Here is a 12,028-nt window from a genome sequence, read left to right on the forward strand (position 1 = left end):
GGGCGTTAGCTCAGTTGGTAGAGCAGCGGACTCTTAATCCGTAGGTCGAGTGTTCGAGTCACTCACGCCCCACCAAAGTACGACAGCGAAGGCTGCGCCGCGTGCAGCCTTTTTTGTTCCCGGCAGCACCGGGGCGTTAGCTCAGTTGGTAGAGCAGCGGACTCTTAATCCGTAGGTCGAGTGTTCGAGTCACTCACGCCCCACCAGATGCATGACGAAGGCCGCACGCTGTGCGGCCTTCGTCGTTTCTGCCCGCCCATGCTCCGCCTCCGGCCGGTCATCCCCTGTCGTCCGATTCCTACAGTCGATTCAGCCGCGACCGATAGTCCGCGAAACGCGTGCCATCTATGCTGGATTCACGTCGTTGCGGGTCGCACGGCCACCCCTTGCTTCAGGAGACGCATCATGAATACGACGAAGTCGATTCTCGTTGTCATCACGGCACTCGCGATGGGCTCGTCCCTCGTCGGCTGCACGCTGGGCGGCGCCGCCGCGGGTGGGGTCATCGGGCACGAAGCCACCGGCGGCAGCACCGCCGGCACCATCGGCGGCGCGGTCGTCGGCGGGGTCATCGGGCACGAGTTGGGCAAGTAACGTTGCCGCTCGGCCCGGCGCACGCCGTCATCGCCCCACGGCATAGAGTGGGGAGTTGGCGGCGTAGCCGTACATGATCAGCACCGCGCCCACCAAGGCATCTGCCGCCGCCCGGGCCTCCGCCACATTCGCATAGCGCTTGGCCTGCGCCGTGCAGGTCGCGTAATGACGCGCGCCATGCTTTAACGCGCCGTCGTGCCGACCGATAAACGCCGCCTGACGGCCGCTCCATACGAAGTAGCCTTCACACCTCGCCATCTCCGGCGGCCGCCTGACCGTCAAGTCCTCCTTCTGCGATGCCTCGCCCGCCTTGTGCAAGCGCCACTGACGCTTGATCGCCGCATCGGACCAGCGTCCCATGCCAATGTCTTTTCCTCGGTTCTTTGCCATTGCTCCCTCCTGGAGTTTGCCTGCGGCACTGCGCTCGCGGGCACTCCAATAATGGTGAACAATAACGCGGTGAAGTGGGATGGGGAGTGTCCGATATGCGATGCCACACCCTACGACGACGCCCCACAAGACTCGATACTCGCTGCTCGTCATGCAAAGGAAACCAAACCGCGCCCTCTCGCCTCATGATTGGCCGCAAGGGACGATGAGCCCGCTATCTTCCGGCAAACATAGCGCGGCGAACGCACAACAGTGCTGCACTGCACACCATGCAAGCGATCCGCATTGTCTACACTGAAGGTCTCGTTCTCTTCGGAAGATGGATCCGTTGGCCGCAACGGCATCCGCGAAACCAGGACATGGCGACCGTCACCTTCGCACCCGCAATTCAGCGCCACGTCTGCGTTGACGATCAATGCATCGATGGACCGACCGTCCATGCCGTGCTCGCGCAATGCGTGACGCTCACGCCCGAGTTGCGCGGCTACCTGTTCAACGATCAGGGACGATTGCGTGCGCACGTCGCGGTCTTTGTCGATGGCCGGCTGATCCGCGACCGACACACGCTGGGCGACACGCTGAACGACGCCAGCCGCGTGTATGTCGCCCAGGCGCTCTCGGGCGGATAAGGGAGCACGGCGGAAGCGGCGGATGAATGCGCGAGCATCGAACAAGACTCGCGCGAGCCAAGGAGGCAGATCGTGAAACACGTCACCGGAGCCACGTTGCTGGTTGCCACCCGCAAGGGATTGTTCACGTGGCAGCGTGAGGACGCCGTCTGGCGCCTGAAGTCGAGCGCGCCCGACTTTCCGGGCGAGCCCGTGAGCATGGTGCTGCGCGACCCGCGCGACGGCACCGATTACGCCGCGCTCAATCTCGGTCACTTCGGCGTGAAGCTCTGGTGCCGCGAACGCGACGCGAGCGAGTGGACCGAACTCTCACCGCCGGCCTTCACCCCACAAATAGAGCAGTCCGAAGCATCGGCGAACGATGCGCAGGCACCATCGGTCTCCCTGCTCTGGTCGCTTGAAGCCGCGGGGCCCGACGCCCCCGGCGTTCTCTGGGCAGGCACGATCCCCGGTGGCCTCTTCCGCTCCCACGACCGAGGCCGCACCTGGACACTGGTGCAAAGCTTGTGGGATCGCCCCGAGCGCGCCGAATGGATGGGGGGCGGCTACGATCACCCCGGCATTCATTCGATCTGTATCGATCCGCGCGACAGCCGACAGGTGAGCGTCGCCATCTCGACCGGCGGCGTCTGGCGCACACGTGACGACGGACACACCTGGGCTTTGGCGGCCAGCGGCATGGAAGCCGATTACATGCCGCCCGAACGACGCCTCGATCCGAATGCGCAGGACGTCCACCGTCTCGTGCAATGCCGCGACGCCCCCAACGCCCTGTGGGCACAGCATCACAACGGCATCTTCCGCAGCCTCGACTACGGCGCCTCGTGGCGGCGGATTCAAGCGTCACCGTCGAGTTTTGGTTTTGCTGTCGCCGTCGATCCGCACGACCCCGATGTCGCGTGGTTCGTACCCGCCCAGCGCGATGCCTGTCGCATGCCGGTCGACGCCCGTCTCGTCGTCATTCGCACGCGCGATGGCGGCGAGTCGTTTACGTCGCTCTCGCACGGACTGCCGGAGGTGCCGTCCTACGATCTGATCTATCGCCACGGCCTGGATATCGACGCCACCGGCCACTCGCTCGCCATGGGCTCGACCACCGGCGCGCTGTGGGTCAGCGACAACGCAGGCGAGCAGTGGCAATGCCTGTCCACGCACTTGCCCCCTATCTACGCCGTGCGCTTCGTGTAGCGGGCGTCTTGTCGTTCGACATGCCGAGCGTCTCGTCGCCGCGCCCTCGCCCGTTTTGCTGAAGGAAACCTTCAGTTGGCGCGTTTCGCGTCGTAGATAGAGATAGGCGAACTGGCTTCATTGATCCCCCCGTCACGCGTTGCTTGGCGTGTCGCACGCGCCGATGTCGGTGCGTGCGACAAGGTCGCGTCGTGCTTCCTGCTGAGCGTCGTCGTGCACCGCGCGGCGATCGACACCCCGGCCTCGCAACGCAAGTGGGCCACAACGTCACCCTTGTCGTCCAGGCATCCCATCCCTAAACGGAGTCACCCGAATGCGAATCGCCGACCTGAAAATCCGAACCCGACTGGCCATCGGTTTCGGCACGTTGCTAGCCCTGTTGTTGACCATGCTTGTCATCACCCTGATGCGCTTCGTCGCCATCGAGCGCGATAACGAAGAACTGCTCACCAGCGCGTGGGCCAAGGCCGATGCGGCACACAGCATCGATGCCATGGTGCGTGGCAACGGCCGCCGCATGCTGGAGATCTTCACGATCACCGACGCCGCGCAACGCGACACCATCAACCAGCGTATCGACGCTAATCTCAGCCGGATCGCCGAGGCGCAGGCCGTGCTCGACAAATACGTGGTGTCGGCGCAAGGCAAACAATTGATGACCTCGATCCGGCAACACAACGACGCGTTTGTGACGGCACGTCGTGCGACGCTCGCCGCATTGACCTCGGGCGAGCGAGACTTGGCGCTGGACCTCACCCATCGCGACGCCCTCCCCGCGCTCGACGCCATGCAGGCCGAAGCCGCCGAACTGGTCACGCTCCAGAAAAAGATCGTCGACGACACCGGCGCCACAACGCGCGCCGGCATCGTCTTCGCCAAATGGCTGCTCATCGCCATCGGCGCAGCGGCAACCCTCCTGGGCATCGGCGCCGCCTGGTCGGTCACGCGCAGCATCACGCGTCCGCTCGCGCGCGCCGTGGCCGTGGCCGAGCGCGTGGCACAGGGCGATCTCACGAGCCGCATCGATGTGACCAGCCGCGACGAGACGGGCCAATTGATGGGCGCGCTCAAACACATGAATGAAAGTCTGGAACACATTGTGCGACGCGTACGACACGGCACAGCCGCCATCGCCTCGGCATCGGGGCAATTGCTTGCCGGCAACACCGATCTGTCGTCCCGCACCGAAGAGCAGGCCGCATCCCTGGAAGAGACCGCCTCGTCGATGGAAGAGTTGACGGCCACCGTGCGCCAGAACGCCGATAACGCGCGGCAAGCCAGCCAATTGGCCGCGAACGCGTCGGAAATCGCCGGTGAAGGCGGCCGGGTGGTCGAACGTGCGGTCGCCTCGATGCAGGGGATTGCGGCCAGCTCGACGAAGATCAACGACATCATTGGCGTGATCGACGGCATTGCCTTCCAGACCAATATCCTCGCCCTGAACGCCGCCGTCGAAGCGGCGCGTGCCGGCGAGCAGGGTCGCGGTTTCGCCGTCGTGGCGGGCGAAGTGCGCACGCTAGCCCAACGCAGCGCCGCCGCGGCCAAGGAGATCAAGACGCTCATCGAGACGTCCGTCGACAAGGTCGAAGACGGCTCGGCACAAGTGCGCGACGCCGGTCGAACGATGGCGGAAATCGTGCAGGCCGTGCAGCGCGTGACCGACATCATGGGCGAGATCTCGGCGGCATCGAGCGAGCAATCGGGCGGCATCGAGCAGGTCAACACCGCTGTCATGCAGATGGACCAGGTCACGCAGCAAAATGCCGCGCTCGTCGAGCAGGCCACAGCGGCCGCCGGGTCGTTGGAAGATCAGGCGCGCCATCTGCGTGAAGCCGTTGCCGTGTTCCGGCTGACCGATGGCGACGTCGTCACGTCCATGCTCGACGCCCCCGCCCAGACGGCCGCCAACGGCCCGCGGGGCGACGTGCTGGCGTTCGCCCGGGCGCGCCATACCGCGTAATCGGCATCATCGGCATCATCGGCGCCCTCGCCGTTCCGGCCGTGCCGCTGGGGCGCGCCGGCGAGGCGCCGCGTCCGCCGGCAGGCGGTGCCGCCGGCCGGCGCAAACCCCCATGCCTGCTGGGCTTCCAGCCGATGTCACGCTCAGCGCGGCATGGAGACATTGGAGTATGATGGCTGCTGCTATGCTTTTTCCCACCGTCTGGAAAAGAGGTGTACCGTGGCCCGAAAGACCCCCATCGAGCGCTACCGAAACATCGGCATCAGTGCTCACATCGACGCTGGCAAGACAACGACGACCGAGCGCATCCTGTTCTACACAGGCGTCAACCACAAGCTGGGCGAAGTCCACGAAGGCGCTGCCACGATGGACTGGATGGAGCAGGAACAAGAGCGCGGCATCACGATCACGTCTGCCGCGACGACCTGCTTCTGGCGCGGCATGGCCGGCAACTATCCCGAACACCGCATCAACATCATCGACACGCCGGGCCACGTCGACTTCACGATTGAAGTCGAGCGCTCGATGCGCGTGCTCGACGGCGCCTGCATGGTCTACGATTCGGTCGGCGGTGTGCAACCGCAGTCCGAGACCGTCTGGCGGCAAGCCAACAAGTACAAGGTGCCGCGCATCGCGTTCGTCAACAAGATGGACCGCGTGGGTGCCGACTTCTTCCGCGTGCACAAGCAGATTCACGAGCGTCTGCGCGGCAATGCCGTGCCCATCCAGATTCCGATCGGCGCCGAGGACAATTTCCAGGGCGTGGTCGATCTCGTGAAGATGAAGGGCATCGTCTGGGATGAGGAATCGAAGGGCGTGAAGTTCGAGTACGTCGACATTCCCGCCAATCTCAAGGACACGGCGCAGGAATGGCACGACAAGATGATCGAAGCCGCCGCCGAGGCCGATGAGGCGCTGCTCGAAAAGTATCTCGGTGGCGATACGCTGACCGAGGCCGAGATCCGGCAGGGGCTGCGCAAGCGTACCGTCGCGGGCGAAATCGTGCCGATGTTGTGCGGCACCGCGTTCAAGAACAAGGGCGTGCAGGCCATGCTCGACGCTGTGATCGATTACCTGCCGTCGCCCGTCGACGTGCCCGCCATCGCCGGTCACGACGAAGACGACAAGGAGATCGAACGCCACCCATCGGACGACGAGCCCTTCTCCGCCCTCGCCTTCAAGATCATGACGGACCCGTTTGTCGGCCAGTTGATCTTCTTCCGCGTGTACTCGGGCGTGATCGACTCGGGCGCCACCGTCTTCAATCCGACCAAGGACAAGAAGGAACGCCTGGGGCGTATCTTGCAGATGCACGCCAATCAACGCATCGAGATCAAGGAAGTGCGGGCGGGAGATATCGCCGCGGCGGTCGGTCTGAAGGAAGCGACGACCGGCGACACGCTGTGCGATCCGAACGCCGTGATCATTCTGGAGAAGATGGAATTCCCCGAGCCGGTGATTTCGCAGGCGGTCGAGCCCAAGACCAAGGCAGACCAGGAGAAGATGGGCCTAGCCCTGAATCGGCTGGCGCAGGAAGACCCCTCGTTCCGCGTGAAGACCGACGAAGAATCGGGTCAGACGATCATCTCGGGCATGGGCGAGCTGCACCTCGAAATTCTGGTCGATCGCATGCGCCGCGAGTTCGGCGTGGAGGCGACCGTCGGCAAGCCGCAGGTTGCCTATCGCGAAACGGTGCGCAAGAAAATCGAAGACGTGCAGGGCAAGTTCGTCAAGCAGTCGGGCGGACGCGGCCAGTATGGCGACGTGGTCATCACGCTGGAGCCGGACAAGGAAAAGCCGTATGAATTCGTCGATGCGATCAAGGGCGGCGTGGTGCCACGCGAGTTTATCCCGGCCGTGGACAAGGGCATTCGCGAGACGCTGAACAACGGCGTGGTGGCCGGCTATCCGGTCGTCAACGTGAAGGTTACGCTCACGTTCGGGTCATACCATGACGTGGACTCGAACGAAAACGCGTTCCGCATGGCGGGCTCGATGGCGTTCAAGGAGGCGATGCGCCGCGCCGACCCGGTGCTGCTCGAGCCGATGATGGCGGTCGAAGTCGAGACGCCCGAAGAGTTCATGGGCAACGTGATGGGCGACCTGTCCGGTCGTCGCGGCATGTTGCAGGGTATGGATGACATCGTGGGCGGCGGCAAGATCGTACGCGCCGAGGTGCCGCTGTCAGAAATGTTCGGTTACTCGACCTCGTTGCGCTCGCTCACGCAAGGGCGCGCCACGTACACAATGGAATTCAAACACTACGCCGAAGCGCCGAGGAACGTGGCCGACGCGATTATTTCGACCAAGAAGTAACGCGTCATCGGATGTCGAGCGCGGTGTCGGGCGCGGCGGGTCAGGATTGAGCGTCGCGCCCGATGTCGTTATCCGGCTGTCGCGCTCGCTAACGCGCTGACTGTCGCTCCGTCATAAGGCGTGACCGGTCTGAGGGAATCGGGCGTCGCGGGCACGGGCGCGGTCAGTAAGTGCGCAGATGCTCGGCGTGATGCGACAGATGATCCGCCATGAAAGTCTGAATGAAGTAGTAGCCGTGGTCGTAGCCGGGGTGGCGCCGCAGGTTCAGCGGCTGACCGGCATCCTGGCAGGCGCGCTCGAAGAGGTGCGGATGCAGTTGTGATTCGAGGAACTGATCGTTCAAGCCCTGATCGATCAGGATGCCGCCGGGAAACACCACCTGCCCCGCCTTCGCCATCAGTTCGCTGGCGTCATACTGACGCCATGTCTCGCGATCCGCGCCCAGATATCCCGCGAATGCCTTCTCGCCCCATGGGCAACGCGTTGGCGCCGCGATCGGCGCGAATGCCGACACCGAGCGGAATTTGTCAGGGTTGCGCAGTGCGAGCGTCAGGGCACCATGCCCGCCCATGGAGTGGCCGAAGATGCCGATACGTCCCGCGTCGATCGGCAGCGATTGCGTCACCACGCCGTAGAGTTCGTCGACGATATAGCTGTACATGCGATAGTGCGCCGACCAAGGTGCCTGTGTCGCATCGAGATAGAAGCCGGCGCCGACGCCGAAATCCCAGGCATCGGTCTCGCCCGGCACGCCCGCACCACGCGGGCTGGTGTCGGGCGCAATCAGCGCCACGCCGTGTTCTGCGGCGAGCCATTGCGCGCCGCCCTTGATCATGAACGTTTCTTCCGTGCAGGTAAGCCCCGCGAGATAGAACAGCGCCGGCACCGCGCGGCCGTCACGCGCCTGAGGCGGGATGAACACCGAGAAACGCATCGGCAGGCCGATGACAGTCGACGTGTGGCGATAGAAGCGTTGCGCACCACCGAAACAACGGTGTTCGGAAATGAGTTCGAGCATGACGAAATCCGGGAGGGTTCGGGAAGTCGGCCATGGCGCCGCGCCGCCGGGAGCGTGGCAACCATTGCGATGATGGCCGCTATCTTACCTCGCGAGGCGACAGGTGACATCGGCGAGGTGTGTGGGGTGCGCGACGGTCATTCACCGGGTCGACGATCTAACGCGGCGGCTGGCTCGACGACGTGACGTGCGCCCGGAAGACTCGTCACGCTTGCCCAGCCGGATGGCGCGCCCGGATGAACGATTGCGGCGCAGTGCAACGTTCTGCGGCTATCTGCGCCAAAGGCTCGCGATTGGAAATTTCGCGCTTCCTGGCTTCGTCCGGAATTGATCCAAGTCATCACGCCTGACTTTGCTTTTTATATCCTATTAAGATACATATAGAGCGCGCATGGGATGTCGCGTCGCGATGCGCGCATGCCGCTGCCAGGCCATCGTGCGCAGCAGTGCCTATGCATCAGCGATGCTGACGCTGGGAACGACGGGAACCCTATATGACCGAGTTCAGAACATTCGACATCTTCCGCTACGATCCGGACGGCGACACTGCGCCACGCATGCAGACGTTCACGATCGACATCGCGCCAACCGACCGGATGCTGCTCGATGTGTTGATGCGACTGAAGGCACTCGATGAAACGTTGAGTTTCAGGCGCTCGTGCCGAGAGGGCGTATGCGGGTCGGACGCGATGAACATCAACGGCAAGAACGGTCTTGCCTGTACGACGAATCTTCACGATTTGCCACGTCATACGGTGTTGCGCCCGCTCCCCGGCTTGCCGGTCGTGCGCGACCTGATCGTGGACATGACGGCATTCTTCGAGCAATACCATTCGATCATGCCGTACCTGATCAACGATACGCCGCCCCCCGAACGCGAGCGCCTCCAGTCACCGGACGAACGCGATGCGCTCGACGGACTCTACGAATGCATCCTGTGCGCCTGTTGCTCGAGCGCCTGTCCGTCGTTCTGGTGGAATCCCGACAAATATGTTGGCCCCGCGGGGCTGCTGCAGGCCTACCGGTTCCTCGTTGATTCACGCGATGAAGGCGCGAACGCAAGGCTCGACAATCTCGAAGATCCGTACCGGCTGTTTCGCTGCCGATCGATATTGAACTGCACCGACGTTTGCCCCAAGGGATTGAACCCAGCGAAGGCCATCGGCGAGATCAAATCCATGCTGGTGCGCCGGACCCTTTAAACCGAGCGCCACGCGAGCCCTCGGAAAACTGATCCACGCGCGACCGGCCGGCCGGCCCAAGCGTGAACGGTGCCAAGTCGGTGACGCTCATGCGACCCGACCCGCTTGAGGTCGTACAGCCTTCGACTAGAAACACCCCCCGTCTCAAAAAATTTGTCACGATTTCTAAACTTTTCGCCGCACACGTCGCTATACGGTAAAGGACGTGGGAGACGTGCGGTGATCTGTTGCACCGCGCTCGACGCGAGATGTTCCCCGCCGGGAGATTTGTCACATTTGCCGGTTATGATGCGTCCCGCCATGTGAGACGCGAATGGCGATCAGGCCGCGTCAGGCACACCGAGCCCCGTCCCGCCAGGCAGTCGCAGCAACGTAGTCCATTAGCAGTGCACAACGAAGCATCGCGCCACCACTGCCGGCACGGTCCCCCTTCAAGGATCGGTCAGGACAAGGACGACGATGCATGACACCGACCAGATCATCAGAGATTTACCGGGGCCCCTATGAAGCTGATCCTGCTGGCGCTTGCCGCCTCGCTGTTTACGCTCGTCATGATGGTACAGGCGCGCAGCGAAGCCGACGACGTAGGTATCTCCGCTGCCCGCGCGCAACCGCCGGGCGTCATCGTCAGTGACCGCGTACGTACGCGCAAGGACATGGCGATGTGGAATGCTCGCCGCAAGATGCACGCGGTGCGTCAGGAAGACTGACGCGGCCAGGGCATCGGTTCCCTTGCAGCAACATGCTGCAACGCACCAAACTTGGGCATCCTCCGCAACCGTCCTATAGTGGAAGGGAAATTCAGGCGAGGAGACAAGAACGATGCCCGCACTTCACTTCAACCTTTACGACCTGACCCTGTTCCTGCCGATGGCCGTGGCCGGTGCATTGCTCGTTGGCGGCATTCCCGTCACCACACGGGCCACGCGCTACAGTCTGCGCGCGGTCGGTGCCGTGGTCGGCGCCCTCGTCGCGTTGCTGGTCATGGAGGCGTTGCCCGTATTGGTGTAGCCACCGGGCGCCCCGAGCAGGCAAGTCGCGATCCGGCTTCGGATAGCGACTTGCGGAGCTATCGCTGTCTGCCCCGCCGCCCGTAGCCCGTAGCCCGTAGCCCGTAGCCCGTAGCCCGTAGCCCGTAGCCCGTTGGCAGGTTGGCCCTGCCGTGCTAGTCGCGACGTCGGTCACGTCGCTGTCATCACGGCCACCTATTCTCGTTTCCGGCAACTTCGGTTGCGCTGTCACCCTCTCTGTTGCGCCGCCGACCCGCTCGGCGGCTTTTTTTATGTCGAGGCCGATGCCCGCATCCCCGCGTTTGCACCGGCATCGTTTTCTCCCGACACGCACACCGCCATGGCCTACAATCTCCGGAAGTGCAACGCTTCGCGCCAAGTCTCAAGCGCTCGACATCCGGGACACCGCGCTACGCCGACAGAGGAGGTTTCCGTATGTCCGACGCGTTCTCCCGCGCCTTCGCCGTGGTCATCAATCAGTACCGCTCGCCCCGTCAGTACACCGTTTCGGTCGAACGCACGAGTGAGATGATCGCCAAAAATATCGGCCTGTTCTCCGACGGCTTCGCCGCGGAACCGCATCTGATCGTCGGCTTGTTTGAACGCGAAGCCGACGCCTGGGCCCTCGCCCGACGTCTGCAGCGCACCCGCATCACCATGCAAGCCCTGCTCCAGACGCCCGCCCGCGCCACCTCCGTCTCGCCCCCCGAACTCGATCCGAGCGACTGACACCCATCACGTCTTTCGCCGCCCCCCTCGGCGCCGCCGCTTGACTGTTTCACCGGACCCTCGCTCGCCCCTTCCCGTCCCGCGTCCGCCGCATGCCACGTCCTCTTCCTCTTATTCCTCGCGCCAGCACACGTTAACCGGTGATCGAAAAAACGTCCCCGAGCATTCGCTCGCAAGCGTAGAATTCGGAATTCCATATATTACCGATACCGGCAAGCACCGGAATCCCATGTCGAACCCCGCTGCCAGCGCCGACTTTCCGGCGTCCTACCCAGCTTCCGCGCCCCAAGCGGCGCTTGCGCCGCTTGGCCCACTGACCAGCACGCCGGTGCTGATCGACCTGGTGTATTCGCGTCTGCGCGACGCCATCGCCGATCTCACATTGCCGCCGGGCGAGCGCATCCGCCAGGCCGAGTTGGCCGACGCCTTGGGCGTGTCGCGTCAGCCTGTCAGCCATGCTTTGCAGTTGCTCAAGCGCGACGGTCTGGTCTGCGACAGCGGGCGCCAAGGGCTCGAGGTCGCGCCGATCGACGCCGACCATCTTCGCCAGCTCTATCAGGTGCGCACCGCGCTGGATGGGCTCGCCGCCCGGTTGGCGGCCACGCGCATGGCACAGGGCACGCTGACCGACGTCGAATTGCGCCGCCTGCAGGACGCCGTCGCCGCCGGCATGGCGATGACACGAGGCACGCCGGTGGCGCGTCAAGTCCGCGTGGAGGTTGCCTTCCACACGGCGCTGCACGACGCGTCGGGCAACCCATTGATCGCGCAAACGGTGGCGCCGCAATGGCCGCACATCATGCGGGCGATGGCGGCAACGCTCGGCGCGATGCCGATGCAGGAAGTCGTCTGGCATGAGCACGGGGAGATCGCCGCGCGCATCACTGCGGGCGACGCCATCGGCGCCGAAGCCGCCGCCCGCGAACACACCGAAGCCGACGGCGGCCCGTCGCGACGCGAGTGGCTTGCCCGACTGGCGGGGACCCACTGAC

The 12,028-nt window shown here is 64.0% G+C and carries 12 protein-coding genes and 1 tRNA gene; 11 read left to right on the forward strand and 2 right to left on the reverse strand.

Annotation, left to right across the window (positions count from 1 at the left end):
• The first annotated feature begins 130 nt into the window (after window positions 1-130).
• A tRNA-Lys gene (locus PCE31106_RS20055) sits at window positions 131-206 on the forward strand.
• 199 nt (window positions 207-405) lie between these two features.
• Window positions 406-594 (forward strand): glycine zipper 2TM domain-containing protein, encoded by a 189-nt coding sequence (locus PCE31106_RS20060; protein ID WP_150564494.1) that lies wholly within the window; start codon window positions 406-408, stop codon window positions 592-594.
• A 27-nt stretch (window positions 595-621) separates the two neighbouring features.
• Here PCE31106_RS20060 and PCE31106_RS20065 read toward each other — a convergent pair whose 3' ends face one another.
• On the reverse strand, window positions 622-984 hold the full coding sequence (locus PCE31106_RS20065; RefSeq protein WP_150564495.1) for a hypothetical protein: 363 nt from the start codon (window positions 982-984) through the stop codon (window positions 622-624).
• Between the two features lie 359 nt (window positions 985-1,343).
• Here PCE31106_RS20065 and PCE31106_RS20070 point away from each other — a divergent pair, with 359 nt between their 5' ends.
• From PCE31106_RS20070 to fusA, 4 genes are all read left to right on the forward strand, one after another.
• Complete coding sequence (locus tag PCE31106_RS20070; RefSeq protein ID WP_026131863.1) at window positions 1,344-1,613, forward strand: MoaD/ThiS family protein; 270 nt, start codon at window positions 1,344-1,346, stop codon at window positions 1,611-1,613.
• A gap of 72 nt (window positions 1,614-1,685) precedes the next feature.
• Complete coding sequence (locus PCE31106_RS20075) at window positions 1,686-2,801, forward strand: beta propeller repeat protein (protein ID WP_017233507.1); 1,116 nt, start codon at window positions 1,686-1,688, stop codon at window positions 2,799-2,801.
• Window positions 2,802-3,114: 313 nt separating this feature from the next.
• Entirely contained in the window at window positions 3,115-4,761 is a 1,647-nt protein-coding gene (locus PCE31106_RS20080; RefSeq protein ID WP_150564496.1) for a methyl-accepting chemotaxis protein, read from the forward strand.
• Window positions 4,762-4,980: 219 nt separating this feature from the next.
• The gene (gene fusA / locus PCE31106_RS20085; protein ID WP_017232355.1) at window positions 4,981-7,077 is read left to right on the forward strand and encodes an elongation factor G; all 2,097 of its coding nucleotides are present in this window, start codon (window positions 4,981-4,983) and stop codon (window positions 7,075-7,077) included.
• Between the two features lie 163 nt (window positions 7,078-7,240).
• Here fusA and fghA read toward each other — a convergent pair whose 3' ends face one another.
• Window positions 7,241-8,095 carry an S-formylglutathione hydrolase gene (fghA, locus tag PCE31106_RS20090; protein WP_017232354.1) on the reverse strand — a complete coding sequence of 285 codons (855 nt, stop codon included), beginning with the start codon at window positions 8,093-8,095 and terminating at the stop codon, window positions 7,241-7,243.
• 494 nt (window positions 8,096-8,589) lie between these two features.
• Here fghA and PCE31106_RS20095 point away from each other — a divergent pair, with 494 nt between their 5' ends.
• From PCE31106_RS20095 to PCE31106_RS20115, 5 genes are all read left to right on the forward strand, one after another.
• Complete coding sequence (locus tag PCE31106_RS20095; RefSeq protein WP_150564497.1) at window positions 8,590-9,297, forward strand: succinate dehydrogenase iron-sulfur subunit; 708 nt, start codon at window positions 8,590-8,592, stop codon at window positions 9,295-9,297.
• A 503-nt stretch (window positions 9,298-9,800) separates the two neighbouring features.
• Window positions 9,801-10,007, forward strand: a complete 207-nt coding sequence (locus PCE31106_RS20100) for a hypothetical protein (RefSeq protein ID WP_017232346.1) — start codon at window positions 9,801-9,803, stop codon at window positions 10,005-10,007.
• Window positions 10,008-10,119: 112 nt separating this feature from the next.
• On the forward strand, window positions 10,120-10,308 hold the full coding sequence (locus PCE31106_RS20105) for a hypothetical protein (protein WP_017232345.1): 189 nt from the start codon (window positions 10,120-10,122) through the stop codon (window positions 10,306-10,308).
• 434 nt (window positions 10,309-10,742) lie between these two features.
• Complete coding sequence (locus tag PCE31106_RS20110; RefSeq protein WP_150564498.1) at window positions 10,743-11,036, forward strand: hypothetical protein; 294 nt, start codon at window positions 10,743-10,745, stop codon at window positions 11,034-11,036.
• A gap of 229 nt (window positions 11,037-11,265) precedes the next feature.
• On the forward strand, window positions 11,266-12,027 hold the full coding sequence (locus PCE31106_RS20115) for a GntR family transcriptional regulator (protein ID WP_150564499.1): 762 nt from the start codon (window positions 11,266-11,268) through the stop codon (window positions 12,025-12,027).
• The last annotated feature ends 1 nt before the right edge of the window (window position 12,028 follow it).

Origin of the sequence: Pandoraea cepalis (assembly GCF_902459665.1) — a bacterium.
GTDB lineage: Bacteria > Pseudomonadota > Gammaproteobacteria > Burkholderiales > Burkholderiaceae > Pandoraea > Pandoraea cepalis.